This is a genomic window from Photobacterium sp. DNB22_13_2 (genome assembly GCF_052873915.1).
Map to the genome: position 1 here is coordinate 32810 of NZ_JBNNXU010000021.1, position 19634 is coordinate 52443.

The 19634-nt window shown below is 48.9% G+C and carries 17 protein-coding genes and 2 tRNA genes; 2 read left to right on the top strand and 17 right to left on the bottom strand.

Annotated features, from left to right (window positions below; translation table 11 throughout):
- Positions 1-25 precede the first annotated feature (25 nt).
- From ACVA58_RS22660 to ACVA58_RS22720, 13 genes are all read right to left on the bottom strand, one after another.
- The gene (locus ACVA58_RS22660; RefSeq protein ID WP_446512625.1) at positions 26-658 is read right to left on the bottom strand and encodes a YjfK family protein; all 633 of its coding nucleotides are present in this window, start codon (positions 656-658) and stop codon (positions 26-28) included.
- Positions 659-687: 29 nt separating this feature from the next.
- On the bottom strand, positions 688-1731 hold the full coding sequence (locus tag ACVA58_RS22665) for a potassium channel family protein (protein ID WP_446512626.1): 1044 nt from the start codon (positions 1729-1731) through the stop codon (positions 688-690).
- Between the two features lie 23 nt (positions 1732-1754).
- Positions 1755-2441 carry a PspA/IM30 family protein gene (locus ACVA58_RS22670; RefSeq protein WP_446512627.1) on the bottom strand — a complete coding sequence of 229 codons (687 nt, stop codon included), beginning with the start codon at positions 2439-2441 and terminating at the stop codon, positions 1755-1757.
- The gene (locus tag ACVA58_RS22675; protein ID WP_446512628.1) at positions 2441-2839 is read right to left on the bottom strand and encodes a DUF2170 family protein; all 399 of its coding nucleotides are present in this window, start codon (positions 2837-2839) and stop codon (positions 2441-2443) included. The genes ACVA58_RS22670 and ACVA58_RS22675 overlap by 1 nt, the downstream gene beginning before the upstream one ends.
- 244 nt (positions 2840-3083) lie before the next feature.
- Positions 3084-3830, bottom strand: coding sequence for an ABC transporter ATP-binding protein (locus ACVA58_RS22680; protein ID WP_446512629.1), 747 nt, complete (start codon positions 3828-3830; stop codon positions 3084-3086).
- Positions 3830-4921 carry a FecCD family ABC transporter permease gene (locus ACVA58_RS22685; RefSeq protein WP_446512630.1) on the bottom strand — a complete coding sequence of 364 codons (1092 nt, stop codon included), beginning with the start codon at positions 4919-4921 and terminating at the stop codon, positions 3830-3832. The genes ACVA58_RS22680 and ACVA58_RS22685 overlap by 1 nt, the downstream gene beginning before the upstream one ends.
- Positions 4918-6177 carry an ABC transporter substrate-binding protein gene (locus ACVA58_RS22690; protein WP_446512631.1) on the bottom strand — a complete coding sequence of 420 codons (1260 nt, stop codon included), beginning with the start codon at positions 6175-6177 and terminating at the stop codon, positions 4918-4920. Before ACVA58_RS22690 ends, ACVA58_RS22685 begins: the two co-directional genes overlap by 4 nt.
- Before the next feature lie 240 nt (positions 6178-6417).
- Complete coding sequence (gene ptsP, locus ACVA58_RS22695) at positions 6418-8907, bottom strand: phosphoenolpyruvate--protein phosphotransferase (RefSeq protein WP_446512632.1); 2490 nt, start codon at positions 8905-8907, stop codon at positions 6418-6420.
- Positions 8908-8926: 19 nt separating this feature from the next.
- On the bottom strand, positions 8927-9238 hold the full coding sequence (locus ACVA58_RS22700) for a PTS fructose transporter subunit IIB (protein ID WP_317522793.1): 312 nt from the start codon (positions 9236-9238) through the stop codon (positions 8927-8929).
- Between the two features lie 292 nt (positions 9239-9530).
- Complete coding sequence (locus ACVA58_RS22705; protein ID WP_446512633.1) at positions 9531-10697, bottom strand: AAA family ATPase; 1167 nt, start codon at positions 10695-10697, stop codon at positions 9531-9533.
- A 112-nt stretch (positions 10698-10809) separates the two neighbouring features.
- The gene (locus tag ACVA58_RS22710) at positions 10810-11652 is read right to left on the bottom strand and encodes a helix-turn-helix transcriptional regulator (protein ID WP_446512634.1); all 843 of its coding nucleotides are present in this window, start codon (positions 11650-11652) and stop codon (positions 10810-10812) included.
- Positions 11653-11819: 167 nt separating this feature from the next.
- Positions 11820-12134, bottom strand: a complete 315-nt coding sequence (locus ACVA58_RS22715) for a PTS fructose-like transporter subunit IIB (protein ID WP_446512635.1) — start codon at positions 12132-12134, stop codon at positions 11820-11822.
- Between the two features lie 23 nt (positions 12135-12157).
- Positions 12158-13216 (bottom strand): PTS fructose transporter subunit EIIC, encoded by a 1059-nt coding sequence (locus ACVA58_RS22720; protein ID WP_446512636.1) that lies wholly within the window; start codon positions 13214-13216, stop codon positions 12158-12160.
- Between the two features lie 466 nt (positions 13217-13682).
- Here ACVA58_RS22720 and ACVA58_RS22725 point away from each other — a divergent pair.
- Together ACVA58_RS22725 and ACVA58_RS22730 are read left to right on the top strand one after the other, a co-directional pair.
- Positions 13683-13773: transfer RNA gene (locus ACVA58_RS22725), tRNA-Ser, on the top strand.
- Positions 13774-13817: 44 nt separating this feature from the next.
- Positions 13818-13894: transfer RNA gene (locus tag ACVA58_RS22730), tRNA-Asp, on the top strand.
- Between the two features lie 465 nt (positions 13895-14359).
- Here the strand turns inward: ACVA58_RS22730 and ahpF are convergent.
- The 4 genes from ahpF to tkt form a co-directional block, all read right to left on the bottom strand.
- Positions 14360-15952 (bottom strand): alkyl hydroperoxide reductase subunit F, encoded by a 1593-nt coding sequence (gene ahpF, locus ACVA58_RS22735; protein ID WP_446512637.1) that lies wholly within the window; start codon positions 15950-15952, stop codon positions 14360-14362.
- Positions 15953-16166: 214 nt separating this feature from the next.
- A complete protein-coding gene (gene ahpC, locus ACVA58_RS22740) occupies positions 16167-16724 on the bottom strand; it encodes an alkyl hydroperoxide reductase subunit C (protein WP_428455865.1) in 558 nt (185 codons plus the stop codon).
- Between the two features lie 234 nt (positions 16725-16958).
- On the bottom strand, positions 16959-17435 hold the full coding sequence (locus ACVA58_RS22745) for a TetR/AcrR family transcriptional regulator (protein ID WP_446512638.1): 477 nt from the start codon (positions 17433-17435) through the stop codon (positions 16959-16961).
- A 198-nt stretch (positions 17436-17633) separates the two neighbouring features.
- A complete protein-coding gene (tkt, locus tag ACVA58_RS22750; protein ID WP_446512639.1) occupies positions 17634-19625 on the bottom strand; it encodes a transketolase in 1992 nt (663 codons plus the stop codon).
- Between the last annotated feature and the right edge of the window lie 9 nt (positions 19626-19634).

Below are 19634 nucleotides of genomic sequence, written 5' to 3' on the forward strand. Positions count from 1 at the left end.
TATTCTTAATCTAAATAATTGAATATTAGCCTATTAGCTTGAAGTCGGTTGGGGTTAAATCGAAACCGGTGCTAATGGCGAGGCAACGCTCAGCTTGATTGCGGTAGATTTTTTCTTCGCCGGCAACGAGTAGAAATTCGAATTGCCCATTACCTGTGTCGCGCTCATAGATCATCACAAATTGGTCTGTTTCAGTCACCGTACCGTCTTCTAGCCAGGTTTTTTCTGTCATAGCGACAGGGCGGGTGTTGTCCCACACTTTGTTGAATTGATATCCTTCCAACTCCTTGTTGGGCTTAACGATCTCATTATCCAGCAAATTCTGCCACTGGCTCTGGGTATCAATGGGGCGGGACTCGTAAAAGTAATAAAGCTTAACTTCGCTGATATCGGCTTCGGTTGTTCCGTGGGTTAAGATTTGGATAAATCCATCGTCATCAGTGTAGTAGCGAAGAAGCCGTGTTTGCTCGTCGAGATGGACTTCACCTACCGCCTTGATCAGCTGGGTACGGGATGCGCCTTCGATAATAAGATCTGGCTCGATTAAGCGTAGTTTCAGATCATCAAGCTCGAAGGCACCACCCAGCCTCAATCCAAGGATTTCAGGACTGCTTGGAGGCGAAACTTCTGGCTGCTTCTTCTTGAACCAATCGAACATAAATACTCCGTGTATTTAGGTGCTGATAGCTAGGGATTATCTACGCACTGAGCCCAATTGATTTGCTCAACACGCTCATCAGCGATATAAAACAGTTTGGCACCGGGAGTGACCTCCCGATCCAATGGCGGATTCAACTCGACCCCTTTGCCTGTGTCTATGGCAATAAGAATAGCTTCATGTTGTTGCTTGAAACCGTTGAATAGCGGGGCAATGGTGCTCGGTGCCGCTGTTGCTGGAAATTGCACAGCATATTGGGTCATTCCCTTGTGGGTGCTGAGCAATTCGTGATGCAATTCGCTCGAGCCCGGATCGATTGCAGCCTTGGCTAGCATCTCGACCGCTACAGAGGGAATACACTCGACATTGGGGCAATGATGCTTGAGCAAGCCACTCAATGATTCGTCATTGAAGTAAGCCAAAATATGGGCGTTTGGATTCTGGTTGGCACAGAATAGAGCAGCAGACAGGGTGACGTCATCTTCGCTGTTATCAATCACAATACAGCTCGCTGTGTCGACCCCGGCTTTGGCCATGGCCTGGCTGTCGGTGAAGCTTGGGGCACGGACAAACTCAACTTCCCCTGGCAGTGGGTTTTCAATATCTGGGCGGACACACAGGACAATTGCGCGGTGGCCTTTTTCTTCGTGTTGCAGCATTTTGATCAGGTGCAGGGTACGCTGCTCGTTCCACCCCAGCACGAGTATGTGGTTTTCCACCGATACTTTCCTCCGGCCTAACAGCCCCTGTTTCCAATAATCAATAAAGACACTTGCAACCCGGCCGACCGCTATGGCAAATAGCCCCAGCCCACCGGGGATCACAAACAGCATGACGACCCATTTTCCTGCCACAGTGGTTGGCGACATATCGCCATAGCCAACGGTAGAGGCACTGACCACCAAGTAGTACAAAAAATCGGTAGGGCTTTGGATTAAGGCTGATTCTCCTACTACAGATAATAGGGCGTAGCTAATAGCGGTATAGCCGATAACCAATAGAAGGAGGTTTCTGCCACTTAGCGCATGGAAGTTCTGAGCCGCCCAGCGGCGGAATAAGAGCCATAATGACATACTACCTCCCTATCAAGCGGCAACTACTGGCCCAAAATTCGCTTAAGTTCATCTTCGGCTGATGATTGTTTTCCTGAGGTGATCCCAGCCTCGGCCAGCTTTTTGTCCAGACTACTGCCTGACTGCTCATCGGCCATTTCGGCGGCAGCTTCTAGTTGAGCTGACTTTTCGGCTTGGCGCTGTTTGATTCGTTCAAGGGATTCAACGGCCGTATGCATTTTGGCATTGGCGCCGACATTGGTGGCCGATACTGCCGATTGGGCTTTTTGTACTGCTTCGTTGGCCTTTACCACATCCACTTGCTGTTCCAGTTGGCGCAGTTTGTCCTTAGCTTGGCTGATGTTGGTACGCATCTTCTGCTCAGAAGCGACGAACTGGTCAAGGTAGGTTTGTTCGGCTTGCTGTTCATTGCGAAGCTCCGCAACTTTTTGTGCACATTCAAGCGCTAACTCTTGTTGACCTTTTTCCATCGCACCACGGGCATGGCCTTCGTATTCTTCGATGCCTTGCTCGAACCCATCCACTTTCTGTTGGGACATTTTACGCTTGGCGACGATATTGACCAATGCTTCATCTGAGCGTCGGAGCTCTTGCTTGGCTTCTCGGATCTCTTGATCAAGGATGCGCAGGGCTTGGTTGTCAGCCGCCGCTTCTGCTGTTTCGTTTACACCGCCTTTAATCGCGGTAAACAGTTTTTTCCAGACACTCATTACGCAACCTCCTTGAGGTGGTCTTGGTACAGTTCGATAAACGCTTCGACATTGCGGAATAGGGTCGCGACCTCAATCACAATGCTTTCCGCTTTAGATTGGGAAGACAGTGAACCAAATGCTACGTAGTAGTCATTACCGCCAATTTGATTGATGCCGATAGTCGATAGCGGGAACATCTTGTGGGTACGAAGGATATCGTTGTTAAGAGAGGTCAGGTCAATGACTTGCTCAGCAGGGAACAGTAAGACTTCAACCAGAATTTGCTCACCAGATACGGCCAGAAAGGCTTCGATATTATCTTCATTGCGGATAACCAGTGTTTGGTCATTTTCTTCAACTGCCCAGCCGTCGTGTTCACTCAGAAGCGGGATCAGTTCGGATACTTGCCACGTCATAGTTGCTACCTTTTGTTAGGTGTCAGCGGATTGAACGAAAAATCTCCTCTTATTATGAGGTTAAATTATTCAATTACCATGAAATGCTGTTTTTTTGTTGGTTTTTTGTGAGCTATTTTATGCCCTTTTAATGAGGGACGTTAGTGGGGAAGTGCTCGATAAGCCAATAAGTGGAGAGTAAAACCCCCGGTTTAGATGCTGCGCAAACGGCAGTGCCATCAATCGGGGGGATGGCTATAGCAGGTTAGGGCTGTACAACAACGACCGGTGTATCATTGAGTTGGATAATCGATGAGTTGACATCAAATACATCATGGATCAGCTGCTGGTCGATAATCTGCTGTGGATCGCCATAGGTAAACAGCTTGCCCTGATGCAGCGCAGCCACTTTGTCGGAGTACTGAATTGCCAAATTCAGATCATGTACCACCATTAGCACACAAGCTGAATGCCGGTGGGTATACTGCTTCACATACTCCAGTAGCTTGAGCTGGTTGTTCATATCCAAGGCGGCGGTAGGCTCATCGAGAATCAGAACTTTTGGCTTATTGATCACGGCTTGAGCCAAACCTACCATTTGACTTTCACCGCCGGACAGCTCGGTACACACTTTGTTGGCGAGGTGCAAAATGCCAATGCTATCGAGTAAAGCCAAAGCTTGTTCGGCACTGTTTGCTCGGGTAAATAATGAGCTGACACCGACATGCATGGTTGTGACAAGTAATTCGACTACTGTAATACAGGCGTTGATGCGGTGATCTTGAGGCAGGTAACCAATATCCTCCAAGGCAAGCGGTGTTCCCTGCCAAGAAAACAGGTTGGACTCTCGTTTGATGAGCTTGGTCATCTGTTTGAGTACGGTGGATTTTCCTGCCCCGTTCTTACCAATCAGAGATACCATTTCTCCCGGATGAATCGTCGGAAACGTCAGGTCATCCAGCACCTTATGCGAACCATATGAGACAGAAAGATTATTGATTTTTAAAGCCATCAGAACTTACCGCCTTTTTTGATGATCAAAAATAGAAAGAACGGAATACCGACCATCGACATCACGACAGTTAACGGCAGAATAATACCCGGCATGATGGTCTTGCTGGCAATCGATGCGAGCCCGAGTAGTACCGAGCCCAACAAAAATGATGCCGGCAAGAAGAAGCGTTGATCTTCGCCTAGAACCATCCGGGCAATGTGCGGTGCAACTAATCCGACAAAGCCTACGGCACCAACAAACGAAACCGAAAGGGACGTGATCAGTGAGACTAAAAGCAAGGTTTTGATCCGCAGGCGGTTCACATTGATCCCCATCGATTCTGCGCGCTCTTGGCCGATCTTGAGTGAGGATAGCTGCCATGAATCTTTCATCATGATGCCCAATACAACGGGTAATACGATGGCTAAAATCGCGATCTTTTCCCAACTTCCGCGGTCGAGCGAACCCATTTGCCAAAAGACCAGTGTCTGCAGTTGGGTTTCGGTGGCTATGTACTGCATCATGGTCAGCATGCTGTCGTAAGCAAACATGATGGCGACACCAAATAACATGACCCCTTCGATGGAGATTCGTTTTACCGATGAAACCCCGGCAATCATGAAGGTGGTGAGTAGGCACATGACAAAGGCCATCACGGCGACCTGATATTCCACCGGGATAAATGGGATAGCGATGATGTTGGTGATCACCAGCGAAGCCCCGAATCCTGCGGCCGCTGAGACACCGAAAGTGTATGGGTCGGCCAGTGGGTTGTGCAGGGTCGTTTGCATCTGCGCACCTGACAGTGCCAGTGCACCGCCAACCAGCGGAGCCATTAGTGACATCGGCATCCGGATGTCCCAGATAATCACCCGGCTGGCAATATCACTGGATGCGGGGTGGAAGATCCCACCTAGTACCTGCGCCAAGGTTAAGCCTTGTGAGCCAATCAGAATATCAGCGACGACGCATGCCAAGCTCAATACAAAGAAAGAAGCCAGGGCGAGCTTCTTTTTTCGATTGCGATCCCGGTGCTGCTGTAAGGCTGCTTCAATCGAGTCGCCTGCTTGTTCCATTACTGGAGCGGACGATAGGGCTATATCTCTCACTTTGTTGCTCCTCTGGCCATATTCTTAGCTGTTTCCTGAGTCATCGTCTCGAAGTTGTTTTGGCCAAATACTCCGCTGGCTTGGCGGTTGGCAAAGCGCTGGTTCATTTCTTCGAAGGTTTTTTCCGGATCGAGATCGGCAAACTGTTCAGGGTGGATCCACTTGGCGAAGTATTCCATTGCGACCAAGTTATATGGTGAGTTGTAGAACGGCATGTAGATGGAATACACATCCTTGTTCTGGTAGCCGTTGACCGCTTTGAGCCAAGTACGATCCATCAGTGATTGGGTTGCTTTAGCGATGGCTGCGTCGTTAATAGAGGTGTCTTTGATGGAGGTGCCATTGAGTGATGGGTTAGGGGGCATCGCGTAGCCAAGTGGGATCCCTGCGGTTGGGTTGCCATGTTTATCAATCCAGCCAGTGGTTTGCATGATGTAAACATCAGGTCGCGCCGCGATGACGCTCTCCGGCGACATTTTACCGGTTATGGCACCTTTTAATGGCTTATCGGCGATATTGGTGGCTTTTAGGAATGGCACGTAGGCGCCCATGTTACCGGTGGCAAATGTCTGGCAGCATGAACCGTCATAGCCGGCTGCGCGTTCGATAAACACAGTTTTGTTGGTTTCGGATTCTGGTAGCTTTTCAACTGCTTGCGTTAGGGCTTTGACGTGTTGTTGGTAATAGTCGGCAAACGCCTCACCTTGAGTTGCACGACCTAGCGCTTTGGCTAAGCTGGTGACGGATTGGACGGTATTTTTGACTGGGTCTTCGCGAAAATCGATGGCAATGACTTTGATACCTGCTGTGTCGAGCTTGTCGAGCAGGCCCTTCTCTTGTGCCAGGGCAATATTGGACATATCAACCACAAACACATCCGGCTTGTTTTTCATATTGATAAAACGTTCGGCATCAAATTCACCGGATTTAATTTTGCCAATTTTCAGTACGTTGGCCAGCTGTGGGTAATCTTTGATATAGCTGGCGTACATGCTCGGTGCAGATAGGCGCATGTCATCACGCCAAGCGACCAGATGGCTCGCAGCTTCTTGCTGGTAAATGATTTCCAATAACGGGAAAACGCGGCCTGTTGATAGCGCAACATGCTGAGGTTGTTGCTCTATGGTGACGGTGCGACCGGCCACATCGGTGACGGTGACCGGAAAAGTATCGGCTAATGAGGTGGAGGAAAAGCTGGCGCAAGAAAGTAATACAGAAGAGGTGAGCAAGGTACGCGATAAAACTGACTTATTCATAGTTGATTTTTATGTGCTAGAAATATGAATCGTCATGCTAATGATAATACTTATCACTTTATATATCGTTTATTGGAATGTTATTTCCCTTAAATGTAAATAATGTAAATTTATCAATGGATTAACCTTTTTATATTTGTGGTTAATTGGCAGTAAAAAAGCCCCCTGACCGTCCGAATGAATCAGGGGGAAGCTTGGGTCTAGTGCTTGTTATTAGGGAAAGCCAAGTTAAGGGACGAGTTAAAGAGCGAGCTCTTGCTCTAGGAACTGGATCATCGCGGCTTCATTGTTGCAGCTTTTCAGTTTGTCCCTGAAGTCCTGATGGATCAACTTGCGAGCAAGACCGGAGAAGATCCGCATATGCTGATCACCTTGGTCTTTATTGAGTGTCAGCATGATGATGAAGTCCACATCACCAGAGTCAGACTGCCAATCAATAGGGGTCTTCAATTGGGCAATACTAATACTCGAATGGCGGATGTTGTCTGACTTGGTATGCGGAATCGCAAATCCGTGTCCAAGACCGGTAGAGAATACCGCTTCGCGAGCCCAAATATCATCCTCCAGCGCATAGGTATTATCGGTGCGACCTTGAAGGTGCAAATTGCCAACCAATGCCTGGATCGCTTCTTCCTTGTTGGCAAAATCAGCTTGTTTGAACACACATTCTATGCCCAGTAAGGGTTTGTCTGTTCCTTGGTTTGCTGCTTTATCCAGTAGGTCAGTGACATCTTCGATGGTCGGACACTGGCATGCTTGCGCAAATAGTTGTTGGCAGTGCTCAAACGTTAGGTTATTCAAGGCTGCTTTTGTGGCGGTGATCTTTGGTGCGCTCATGCTGATTTCATCAAGGCCTGAACCGACTAGCAATGGTAGCACCTTGGTATCCGCGCCGAGTTCACCGCATAAACCAACCCAGCGGCCATGTTCATGGGCCGTACTCACGACTTGCTGCAGCATCCGAAGAAATGCGGGGGCAAGGCTGTTGTAGAGGTGTGACACCTGCGCGTTATCTCTGTCGACGGCCAGTAAATACTGAGTCATGTCGTTAGAGCCGATGCTGAAGAAATCCACTTCCTGGCAGAACTGATCGATGATAAAGGCCACCGCTGGGATTTCAACCATGATCCCCAGCTGCAGTTGCTCGGAGTAGGCAATGTTGCTGCTATCGAGTTCGGCTTTGACTGCAGTAAGCTGTTGCTTAACCCAGCGGATCTCTTCAATGCTTTGGATCATTGGGATCATGATTTTGGTGCTGCCGTATACCGATGCGCGCAGTATGGCACGAAGCTGGCCGCGGAACAGTTGCTCGAATTGCGGGTAGATACGCACGGCACGGTAACCAAGGAACGGGTTCGCTTCTTCTGGCAGCTTTAGGTAGTCAATGGGCTTGTCACCACCGATATCCATGGTGCGAATGATAACCGGCTTGCCGTCGGCCGCGTCGAGCACTTCGCGGTAGTGGTTGAATTGTTCGTCTTCATCTGGTGCGCTATGGCGGTCCATGAACAACATTTCGGTTCTGAATAGACCAATGCCTTCTGCGCCATTGGTAAATGCTGCCGGTGCTTCAATTGAGCAGGCAATGTTGGCGGCAATTTCAACTTGATGACCATCGACCGTAACTGCGGGCTGGTGGGCATATATCTCTTGCTGCTGTTGTTCCTGTTGGCGCAAGGTTAGGGCGCGTTGGAAGTAGCGCTTGACTGGCTCACTACAGTCAGTGGCAAGGACACCGAGCTGACCATCGATATAAGCCAGGGTATTGAGTGCAGTGCTGCACTGGCTGATCTCAATGCCAGATAGGGTTGGAATGCCAAAGGCACGCGCCAAGATCACCGTGTGTGACGTACTGCCTGCATGGGTGAGTACCAGCCCTTGTAAATGGCCTTTATCCAACCCGATGAACTGGCTCGGGGTCAGATCACTCGCCAGTACGATGCTTGGCTCTGTCAGTTTAAATTCGCGCTGGCATTGGACCTCGGGGTAAGCGCTCATCAACAGCTGGGTGGCGACATCTTTGATATCCAATACCCGCTCACGCAAATAAGCACTGGCAGATTGTTGGAGCTGGGTGCTTAACTTGTCGACGGTCGCCAATATAGCGTTGGCGGTGGAGTGAGTGCTGAGCAAATTTGTTATGCCAGCAACGAAGCTGCTGTCGTTCAATATGGCCAGATGCGCCGAGATAATTTCTTGTTCATGCTTGCTCGCCGTTGCTGTCATCACAGACAGGTGGTCGGCGACCTGCTGGTGGGCATGTTGGAAACGTTCGGTTTCCTGTTCGAAAATGTCCGTCGCAAACTGGTTAAGGTTGGTTTGGCTAAAAGTGATTAACTTACCTTGGCCGAGACCGGTGGCAAGACGGGTGCCGTGTAGCAAAGTTGGTTGATGGCGCATCAGCGACTGGGGCAAGGGGAACTCATCAATACTGGCGATAGGATCAAGCGCTTCATCGCAATGAGGAAACTCAGTGGTGATGAAGGATTCCAACGCACGGCAGGCGGATTGGCTGTCTTGACCATCAAAGATCAGAGTACAAGCATCGTCGAGTAGGGTATCAGTACCGACCAGCGCCAAAACACTTTTGGCATCGCCCTGATTATTGTTGCGGTGGTTAACCAGCGTGATGGTACAGCTAAATTGGCCGCAGACCTTTTCTAGATGGGTGGCCGGGCGAGCATGAATACCATTGGGTAATTCACAACGGAAAGCAAATTGGTGTTTCATGGATACTACTGCCTTGTAATTAATGCGCTAACAGCTGCTGACATTGAGAGAAAACCCGGCGAGGACGCTGAAGGGCATCTTGGATAGTGACTTCGAGGCAACGTTGGTTCTTGAAGCGATCGCTATGTTCGATGTTGATGTCGGCGGCGAGCACGACCACATCGGCGCTTTTGATATCTTGCTCGCTAAGGCGGTTTTCGATCCCCATGGCGCCTTGCGTTTCGACTTTGATGGTAATGCCGAGCTTCTTGGCGGTATCAATCAATTTGTCGGCGGCCATATAAGTATGGGCAATGCCGGTTGGGCAAGCAGTGATAGCGACCACTCTCATTATTTCTCTCCAATCGTTTGAATTCCTATGTGATCACTATAAGGAGAGGCGAGAGATCGCGGTAGAAGATAAAACAACCCTCTACTGGACTTTTGTAGCGTCCGTTTACAAGCGTGATAACCCTCCCATTTTATGAGGTGTATGTGGCTGATTCGGCGCTATTTGCAGGGCTGAGAGTGGCTGTTTCAGGTGCCCTGATATGTGTGAGCTATTCATTTTGTAACTGGATTAGCATTTTTAAGGCATGCGCTCGAGACTTGCTCGGTTGGCGCTGTATTGATGAATGCTGTAATCATTCATCAGGCCAATGCCATGATGGTTGACTCAGGATGTCTTGTCCCGGGATTACGGTTTGGCCTAGCTCTTTTTCTAATCTTATTGAGTTACATTCGGGATACTGCTCAAGTGCCGCAATCAAACGTGGGGAATGGGATACGACCCATAACTGGCTATGTTTGGTTGCATGAAGGATCAGTTTGGCCAATGCGGGTAGCAAGTCCGGGTGCAAACTTGTTTCTGGCTCATTGAGTACCATCAAGCTTGGAGGGCGAGGAGTCAGCAAGGCGGCGACCCAAAGCAGAAATCGCAAGGTACCGTCTGAGAGCTCCGCACCGGTAAGCGGTCGCAGTAATCCCGGCTGGGAGAATTCGAGTGAAAAACGGCTATCGGCATGGTGGATAATACGGATTGAGGCGCCGGGAAAAGCGTAGTCAATGGCCTTGAACAGCGTGTCTTTGTCACCGGTTTCGATAATCGTTTGCAGGGCTGCAGCTAGATCTCGACCGTCGTGATGAAGAACCGGAGTGCGGGTGGCCAGTTGTGCCTGGCGGGCTGGGGCATCGCGGTCGGTTCGGAAGTGGTCGTAAAACCGCCAGCCGCGGATGATCTCACGCAGTTGGAAAGCCTCAGGTGTCGCAACGGGATCTGCCATTTGATCAAACAAGCTATGGTAGCTGGCAATGTGTTGGGAGATGACTTGCCATTGCCGCCCGTCACGGGCTTTTATCATCGCGGCCTTACGGTCGATCAGGCTACTGGCCGGACGGTAAACCGGACCGTTCCAGATGCACTCGCGCTTAATTTCAGGATCTTGACCGAACATCGTTATAGCTGAAGGGATCGGAAGACCAAGTGAAATCGCATAGCTGAACTGGTCGGTTGCAAAGCCCAGTTTCATCCGTTTGGTATTCTGCCTGACACTATATTCGACAGCCTGATCACCCTGCCTCATAGCCCGCGAGAGTGTCTCAGGTCCCGCCCAGAATGTTGATTCCAACCCGCCTTCTTTAGCAATCGCTGGGACAACGCCACCTTGGGCCGTTTCTGCCAGTAACCGTAACGCTTTGTAGAGGTTTGATTTCCCCGTACCATTTTCGCCTGTGATGACATTAAGTGGTCCCAATGGCACCTTGAGATCAAGGATTGAGCGATAGTTTTTGATAGACAGTGTCGTTAGCATAATGGCGATAGCTTATAATAAAACACAGTTCACAATAACAGGTATAGTAAGGGAGGGTAAAGTGCAATGTACCTTCTAACTGGCGACGATATAACTCGCTAAAGCGATATTATTAATGGCAACGGTATTCGGTGGGGGTCTTGCCTGTTTTTCGTTTGAATACCCGGCAGAAGTAATTGGGGTCGTGATACCCGCAGCGCTGGGCGACCTCTTCTAGGCGGAAATTGTAGCGTTTTAGCATGAACTTGGCGCGTTCTAGCCTTACCCAAGAGATATAGTCGGCGAAGCGCATATGCCCTTCTTGGCGAAACAGTCGTGAAAGATGATTCGGTGAGATATTGAACCGGGCCGCGACCGTATTGCGGTTGATGTTGCGGTGGAAGTTTTCCTGCACGTAAATGCAAATTCCTTTGAACATATCTTCACTGCGGCGGCTGGTATCTTCTGTTGGCTGAGTCAGCATGTCCCTGCAGTAACTGAGTAGAGCGAGCATCAAGAACTTGTCGGCTGGTTGTTTCTGTTTCTCATAAGCAAGGGTCGAGAGTGCGGTCAGGATATGATCAATAGCGCGGCCTGTGCGCTGCGGAACACTGTATTTGACTACATCGTAAAAACCTTCCTCATTGTCATGTTTGCTGACAAGGCTAAATCCCAACTGACTCTTGCCGAAAAGCAAGCTGAGTACTGAACACTCCTTGTCCCAGCTAGGTTTGTTCCAAGCATTGGCCGGAATAAACAGGGCATCACCGGGGCCGAGAAGGATGCTTTCAATTTGATGCTGCGGACTTTCTAGTAAGTTTTCATACTGCCCGTTAAAAACCAGCTCGAGGCGAGGAAAGTTGACTTGGTAACTGGCCTCTGGCGGTGGGGTGTCATCACCAGCGAACCAGATGCTATTAAATGCGCTGCTGTCTGAAATAACATTGTCGAGAAGATCAGAGAAGGTTTGCTTCATGTCACTACGTCTACCAAATCACTTGCCTGAGGCGTAAATATCATCAATATAATACCATTCAATTATCTGCTTTTCCGATATGATATTCTGTAAATTGTTGGATAGGTATCATTTTGCATAATAAAAAAAGCCTTGGCTGTTTATAGCCAAGGCATTGAGGAAATGAATTATGCTGAAGCTAGATGCGCTTCGATTTTATCCATGATTTGAGGGGCTTTCTTCACGGCATCTGCCACACCGATACGGACTGTTTTTTTGCCTTTGAAGCGCTCTTCGTTTTTGATCGCGATATCTTTGGTCAGGATGATAATGTCAGCATCTTCTACTTCAGATAATAGAATTTCATTTTCAATACCGATTGAGCCTTGTGTTTCAATCTTGACTTCCCAGCCTTTGGCTTTTGCGGCTGTTTCCAGTGCTTCTGCTGCCATGTAGGTGTGTGCAACGCCTGATGGGCAAGAGGTTACGCCTAGTAGTTTCATAATGTTTCTCCCGAAAATATGGTTTAGTCGAATTCTAATTCAAGGGTGTCTTCTGCCTTGTCTTCTACTTTGGCGTCTTGACGTTGTTCAATAGGTTTTTTCAATGCGTTGACCATTAGGGCGGTGGTTAGGGCACCGGCTGCGATACCGACGATGTAGAACAAGCGCCCGTCGACTACAGGAAGGACGATCAAGCCGCCCCATGGTGCATGGTTAAGGACGTTGAACATGAAGCCAACCACGTTACCGACCATACCGCCGACGACGATAGAAGGTAGGACACGCATTGGGTCGGCGGCAGCGAAAGGAATCGCACCTTCGGTAATGCCGATACAGCCCATGATGCCTGCGGCCTTGCCGGCTTCGCGTTCTTCATCGGTGTAGCGTTTTGGTGAAAGTAGGGTTGCGAGGAACATACCAAGTGGTGGAACACAGATAGCGATACCGACGCCACCCATCAGCCATGGTTGGGTGCCCACTTGAGTTTGTGCGAACAAGGTAGCGACTTTATTGATTGGGCCGCCCATGTCGAAGGCAGTCATGCCGCCAAGTACCATACCCAACATGGCTTTAGAAGCTCCCGCCATACCCTGTAGCCACAAGTTCATGCTTTCCATTGCCATCGCAATAGGCGTACCGATCACCCAGATCACCAGGCCAGAGACAATAAAGGTGCCGCCGATTGGCAGGATAAAGTAAGTCGAAACGGCTTTGAGTTTGTTTGATAACGGAATTCGTTTTAGCTGCAAAACGACATAGCCCGCAATGAAGCCAACAATGATGGCGCCAAGGAAGCCGGCTTGTACTTGATTGGCAAGGTAAGCACCAATCATACCCGGCGCAAGGGCAGGTCGGTCAGCGATTGAGTAGGCAATATAGCCGCCAAGTACGGGCACGAACAGGGTGAAACCTGCGATACCCATGTCCCAAAGTCCTTCTAGGAATACGCCTTCCGGTACCGCGCCTTTACCTCCCAGCATGACAGACAGAGCGAGTAATACCCCACCCGCAACAACGAAGGGGAGCATGTGGCTGGTACCCGTCAACAAGTGTCTTTTTAACACTGACAGTTGGCTTTTCATTTCGAATTACTCCATGTTTTTATGGTTTATTTTTTTAGTTGGCTCGTCTGCCAACGCAATAGGGTTGAGCGATGTTCTGAGACAGAATGCTGTCTGGATGGCTGTAATTATGGGGCGGGTAACAACACGAAACTATTGGATAAATAGGCCATTAGCTGGACTTTTGTATCCTGAGAAATGAGATGTGATTTAGCTCTCAGAGTAATAGTGAGGGGGATCACTAAATGGCTTATAGAAATACTTTTTGAAAGTATTGAGGTATTAAAAGTCCAGTTAAAGAGGAAAAATCCAGAAAAATGTTGGCGTGGAAATTTAAAAGTTAAAGGTTAGCGGGAGGGAAAGCAGTTTTTATATTTGAACTGCTGGTTTTTTATTAAGATTCTCCGTGTTTGGTGGTTATCTAAGCAGTTGAATGTTTTGGGGGTTTACAAGACCAACTGTTGCGACTAATATACATCGCACTTACGGAGAGATGGCTGAGTGGTTGAAAGCACCGGTCTTGAAAACCGGCATACGTTTGTAGCGTATCTAGGGTTCAAATCCCTATCTCTCCGCCACATTCTAGAAATTGGATGGTTACCATCGAGTTTCATACAGAATTGGAGCGGTAGTTCAGTTGGTTAGAATACCGGCCTGTCACGCCGGGGGTCGCGGGTTCGAGTCCCGTCCGCTCCGCCACTACAACGAAGCCTCAGCAGAAATGCTGGGGCTTTTTTGTATGCGTTGAATTTGGCGTTCGCCCTTTGGTCGAATGAGTCCCGGTCGAGTGCGACCCCAGCCCTCCGCCAACGACATTAGCCCGATGCGAAAGCGTCGGGCTTTTTCGTATTTACCGCTCCCGAAAGTGCTGCGCACTTTCGGGAGCGGGCCGGGGTGCCGGACCATCGAGTCCATCCGCTCCGTCACTACAACGAAGCCTCAGCAGAAATGCTGGGGCTTTTTTGTATGCGTTGCGTTTGGCGCAGGTAAATTAGCTTGCAAACATGAGATTGGAGCAAGCAAAACGCAATGCTATCGTGCTCTTGATTTTTAAGAGTCATTTCAGGACGAAACATATAAAACAAAAAAAGCCACTTCTGATTTCTCAGAAGTGGCGTCGTAAATCCGACAAAAGAACGATAATCTTAAGGCTGGATATATTCCTTATGCTGTCTCGGCAACCTTAGCTGGTGCAGGGTTACGGATTAAGAAATCGAAAGCACCTAAGCTTGCTTTGGCTCCTTCACCCATCGCGATAATGATTTGTTTGTATGGCACTGTTGTTACGTCACCCGCTGCAAATACACCCTTCATCGACGTTGCGCCGTGTGCGTTAATCTCGATTTCACCTCGTGGTGATAGTTCAACGTTAGTCCCTTTCAACCATTCGCTGTTTGGCATTAGGCCGATTTGAACAAAAATACCGGCAAGTTCGATTTGCTTTAGTTCATCGGTGTTACGGTCTTTGTACTCAAGACCCGTTACTCGGTTACCATCACCCAGAACTTGCGTTGTCTGTGCCATCTTGATGATTTCGATGTTTGGTGTTGCGTTCGCTTTATCAATCAGAACTTGGTCTGCTCGTAGCGTATCAGCAAACTCAAGAACCGTTACATGCTCAACGATACCGGCTAGGTCGATAGCAGCTTCTATACCAGAATTACCGCCACCGATCACGGCTGTTTTCTTGCCTTTGAACAATGGGCCATCACAGTGTGGGCAGTAGGCAACGCCCTTGTTGCGGTATTCTTGTTCGCCCGGTACGTTCATCTCGCGCCAGCGAGCACCTGTGCTGGTGATGACAGTGCGAGCTTTCAATACCGCGCCGCTCTCTAGCTCGACATGGATGTAACCATCAGCTGTTTCTTCAGCGTCGATAATGTTAGCTGCGCGCTGCTCAGTCATTACCTCGACGCCGTATTCTTTTACGTGCTCTTCAAGGCTTGCAACTAGCTTTGGACCCGTTGTCGCTTTTACCGAAATAAAGTTTTCGATAGCCATAGTGTCCATAACCTGGCCACCAAAACGCTCGGCCACAACACCTGTGCGAATGCCTTTACGGGCTGCGTAGATAGCTGCTGAAGAACCCGCTGGGCCACCACCGACAACGAGAACATCGAAGGGTTCTTGCTTGCTTAGGCTTGCCGCTTTCTTCTCTGCTGCACCTGAATCTACTTTGTTCAGGATTTCTGCCAGTGACATACGGCCTTGGCCAAAGAGTTTTCCGTTAATGAATACGCTTGGTACTGCCATGATGTCGCGAGACTTCACTTCGTCCTGGAATGCTGCGCCGTCAATCATGGTTGTTTTAATTAGCGGATTAATAGCAGACATCATGTTGAATGCCTGTACGACCTCTGGGCAGTTCTGGCACGATAGTGAAATAAAGATTTCAACGTTTAACGGCTGGCTGAGATCTTTGATTTGCTCAATGGTTTCGGCATCAAGCTTAATTGGGTGACCGCCGGTATGAAGTAGGGCAAGTACCAGAGAGGTAAACTCGTGTCCCATCGGCAGGCCGGCAAAGCTAATTGCTGTGCCTTTTTCTTGGTTCACCACTTGCATGATTGGCTGGCGCGAACTGGCGCTGTCATCACGGGTGACGATAATTTTGTTTGTTAGAGACGCGATATCATCTGCCAAAGCTTGAAGCTTATTAGCGGTTTCGCTGCTATCAAGGCTAAGTACTAGCTGTACATCTGTTTTAAGGTTTTCTAGGTATGCTTTAAGCTGTTGCTTCATTGCTTGATCTAACATAATCGTGCCTACTCTTAAATTCTGTTTCTTGGTATTGACCAATACCTTCTTGCTTTAAAGGAATATAAAAAGGGGGCGCAAGTCGGCTAACATTTTGTGGGATGGATTGTCTTTGGCTGCGGATAGCTTGTTTGGGGGCGGCACGCCTCAGCCCTTTAGGAGGTAGGCCAAAGCGTGCCTGTCAAACTGAATAGTGTCCGCTATTCAGTTGATTTTAAATTTTACCAACTAGGTCTAAAGATGGTGCTAGAGTCTCTTCACCTTCTTTCCATTTAGCAGGGCAAACTTCACCTGGGTTAGCGGCTACGTATTGTGCTGCTTTAACCTTGCGAAGTAGGTCTTCAGCGTCACGGCCAATACCTTCCGCAGTGATTTCCATTGCTTGGATAACGCCTTCAGGGTCGATTAGGAAAGTAGCGCGGTCTGCAAGACCTTGACCTTCACGCATTACGTTGAAGTTGTTAGTGATAGTGCCAGTCTGGTCACCTACCATGAAGTACTCGATAGTACCAATTTTATCTGAAGTGTCGTGCCATGCTTTGTGAGAGAAATGCGTGTCAGTTGATACTGAGTAAACTTCTACGCCACGAGACTGAAGTTCTGCGTACTTATCTTGCAGGTCAACAAGTTCTGTTGGACATACAAAAGTGAAATCTGCTGGGTAGAAGAAGAATACTGCCCACTTACCTTTTACGTCCTGCTCTGTGATTTCTACGAACTCGCCGTTTTTGAATGCAGTCGCTTGGAATGGTTTGATTTCTGTATTGATCATGCTTTAACTCTCTTTCTCATTTATCGTGTTTGACGCTGTCCCGCGTCGATGGAGATATAATGCATTGATACCGAAAAATTTAGAAATCGGACGTTTCTATTGATTTGATAGGCGAAAGCTATGTTATATACCCAAGTAACTTGGGTATATAACAAGCCGTCATAGAAAGAAGCTATTAAAAGAAAACGCGCCCTGCCAGTAATGGAGGGGCTGATTCATATAAACTCTGAAACCTTAAGCCGCTTTGCTTGTTGTTAGCATAAAGAAACTACGGCCAAGTAGACGAGGGAGATCGTTTTCTTTTACTTCGGTACCAAACGTCTCTTCGATGAGCTTTTCAAGATCCCACCATGCCTGCCTGGCTTGCTCTGTGGCGATATGGTGGGATGTATTGTTGAGCAGCAACTGTATAACAGCATTGAAAGTGGGATGGGTCATTGCGACTTCAAACGAGGCACTAAATGCCTCCCTGCTTGATAAATCGAGCTCATTGAACACTGTATTGAACACCTTGCCATCCAATGCCGCTAAGAAGTGCTCTTTCTTGTTGAAATGGTTGAGAATGCCACCTCTTGAAATGCCCGTCATGGTTTGCAAGCGGGTGTAGGTCATCTTGTCGTAGCCGACTTGTGGGTCTAGCAGGCATTGAATGACCGCCTGCAAAATTCTCTGACGGGTTTTCAATGCTTCTTCTGGGGTTACCTTTGCCATGGTGCTTCCTGTGTTGTCCAAGAGTAATGTAATGGTTTCATGGCTCAATAAATAGAACTGGTATTTATTGGTATATTGTACGGTATGTGGGGTGTTATCAGCAACTCAATATTGATAAAGATTTTCGGTGATGGTCATATTGCAGATATAAAAAAGCCAGGCGACTGCCTGGCTTTGAAAGGTAATGGCTATTTACACTTACGCAAGTAGCTCTTTAGCTGTCTCAACGACGTTCTCGGTTGTGAAGCCGAACATCTTGAATAGCTCACCCGCAGGTGCAGACTCACCGAAGCTTGTCATACCGATGATACGGCCGTCGAAACCAACGTATTTGTACCAGAAGTCAGCAATACCCGCTTCGATAGCAATACGTGCAGTGACGTCAGATGGCAGTACCGCTTCACGATATGCTGCGTCTTGCTTGTCAAATGCATCTGTAGCAGGCATAGACACTACGCGTACTTTCTTACCTTCAGCCGTTAGCTCAGCTGCAGCACTTACTGCTAGCTCAACTTCAGAGCCGGTTGCGATAAGGATAAGTTCTGGCTTGCCTTCACAATCTTTCAGGATGTAACCACCCTTAGCGATGTCAGCGACTTGTGCTTCAGAACGCGGCTGCTGGGCTAGGTTCTGGCGTGAGAAGATCAGCGCTGTCGGGCCGTCTTTACGCTCGATAGCCAGTTTCCAAGCCACTGCCGATTCAACCTGATCACATGGACGCCATGTGCTCATGTTTGGTGTTAGACGAAGTGATGCAATCTGCTCAACCGGTTGGTGAGTAGGACCATCTTCACCCAGACCGATTGAATCGTGAGTGTATACCTGGATGTTTTGCACTTTCATCAGTGCTGCCATACGCATTGCGTTACGCGCGTATTCCATGAACATTAGGAAGGTTGCACCGTATGGTACGAAGCCACCGTGCAGTGCGATACCGTTCATGATGGCTGTCATGCCGAATTCACGTACGCCGTAGTGGATATAGTTGCCTGAGAAGTCGTTAGCTTCTAGCGACTTAGAACCAGACCACATCGTCAGGTTAGAAGGCGCAAGGTCAGCAGAACCGCCCATGAACTCAGGTAGGACAGCTCCGAATGCTTCTAGTGCATTCTGAGAAGCTTTACGTGAAGCGATATTAGCAGGGTTGGCTTGTAGATCAGCGATAATAGCACTTGCTTTCTCTTCCCACTCAGCTGGAAGGTCGCCATTCACACGGCGCTTGAACTCAGCAGCTAGCGCTGGGTGAGCGGCTTCATAAGCGGCAAGTTTTTCATTCCAAGCGGCTTCTTTCGCAGCGCCAGCTTCTTTCGCATCCCACTCAGCTGAGATGTCAGCAGGGATTTCGAATGGGCCGTGATTCCAGCCTAGGAATTCACGTGCTGCTGCGATTTCGTCGTGGCCTAGTGGTGCGCCGTGACAGTCGTGAGAGCCAGACTTGTTAGGTGAACCAAAACCGATGATAGTTTTAGTACAGATCAGTGTTGGACGAGGATCGGCTTTCGCTGTTTCGATAGCTGCGTTGATTGCGTTCGCATCGTGACCGTCTACTGCTGGGATTACGTGCCAGCCGTACGCTTCGAAACGCTTAGGCGTATCATCAGAGAACCAGCCTTCAACGTGACCGTCGATAGATATACCGTTGTCATCCCAGAAGGCGATCAGCTTGCCTAGACCTAGAGTACCAGCAAGAGAACACGCTTCGTGAGAGATACCTTCCATCAGACAACCATCGCCCATGAAGGCGTATGTGTGGTGGTCTACGATGTCGTGGCCGTCACGGTTGAACTGAGCAGCCATGGCTTTCTCTGCCATTGCCATACCTACAGCATTGGTGATGCCCTGGCCTAGCGGGCCGGTTGTTGTTTCAATACCCGGCGCATAACCATACTCTGGGTGGCCTGGTGTTTTAGAATGAAGTTGACGGAAGTTTTTCAGATCGTCAATTGATAGCTCGTAACCTGTAAGGTGAAGCAGTGAGTAGATCAGCATTGAACCGTGGCCGTTAGACAGCACGAAGCGGTCGCGATCAGCCCACTCTGGGTTTTGTGGGTTGTGGTTCATGTGGCCACGCCACAAAACCTCGGCAATATCAGCCATACCCATAGGTGCACCTGGGTGACCAGAGTTTGCCTGCTGTACACCGTCCATGCTCAGGGCACGGATTGCATTTGCCAACACTTTACGTTCCATATTTGTATC

Bases quoted from the DNA above. Each gene is read 5' to 3' on its own strand.
- ACVA58_RS22660 (WP_446512625.1), bottom strand. From the start codon at position 658: ATGTTCGATTGGTTCAAGAAGAAGCAGCCAGAAGTTTCGCCTCCAAGC.
- ACVA58_RS22665 (WP_446512626.1), bottom strand. From the start codon at position 1,731: ATGTCATTATGGCTCTTATTCCGCCGCTGGGCGGCTCAGAACTTCCAT.
- ACVA58_RS22670 (WP_446512627.1), bottom strand. From the start codon at position 2,441: ATGAGTGTCTGGAAAAAACTGTTTACCGCGATTAAAGGCGGTGTAAAC.
- ACVA58_RS22675 (WP_446512628.1), bottom strand. From the start codon at position 2,839: ATGACGTGGCAAGTATCCGAACTGATCCCGCTTCTGAGTGAACACGAC.
- ACVA58_RS22680 (WP_446512629.1), bottom strand. From the start codon at position 3,830: ATGGCTTTAAAAATCAATAATCTTTCTGTCTCATATGGTTCGCATAAG.
- ACVA58_RS22690 (WP_446512631.1), bottom strand. From the start codon at position 6,177: ATGAATAAGTCAGTTTTATCGCGTACCTTGCTCACCTCTTCTGTATTA.
- ptsP (WP_446512632.1), bottom strand. From the start codon at position 8,907: ATGAAACACCAATTTGCTTTCCGTTGTGAATTACCCAATGGTATTCAT.
- ACVA58_RS22700 (WP_317522793.1), bottom strand. From the start codon at position 9,238: ATGAGAGTGGTCGCTATCACTGCTTGCCCAACCGGCATTGCCCATACT.
- ACVA58_RS22705 (WP_446512633.1), bottom strand. From the start codon at position 10,697: ATGCTAACGACACTGTCTATCAAAAACTATCGCTCAATCCTTGATCTC.
- ACVA58_RS22710 (WP_446512634.1), bottom strand. From the start codon at position 11,652: ATGAAGCAAACCTTCTCTGATCTTCTCGACAATGTTATTTCAGACAGC.
- ACVA58_RS22715 (WP_446512635.1), bottom strand. From the start codon at position 12,134: ATGAAACTACTAGGCGTAACCTCTTGCCCATCAGGCGTTGCACACACC.
- ACVA58_RS22720 (WP_446512636.1), bottom strand. From the start codon at position 13,216: ATGAAAAGCCAACTGTCAGTGTTAAAAAGACACTTGTTGACGGGTACC.
- ahpF (WP_446512637.1), bottom strand. From the start codon at position 15,952: ATGTTAGATCAAGCAATGAAGCAACAGCTTAAAGCATACCTAGAAAAC.
- ahpC (WP_428455865.1), bottom strand. From the start codon at position 16,724: ATGATCAATACAGAAATCAAACCATTCCAAGCGACTGCATTCAAAAAC.
- ACVA58_RS22745 (WP_446512638.1), bottom strand. From the start codon at position 17,435: ATGGCAAAGGTAACCCCAGAAGAAGCATTGAAAACCCGTCAGAGAATT.
- tkt (WP_446512639.1), bottom strand. From the start codon at position 19,625: ATGGAACGTAAAGTGTTGGCAAATGCAATCCGTGCCCTGAGCATGGAC.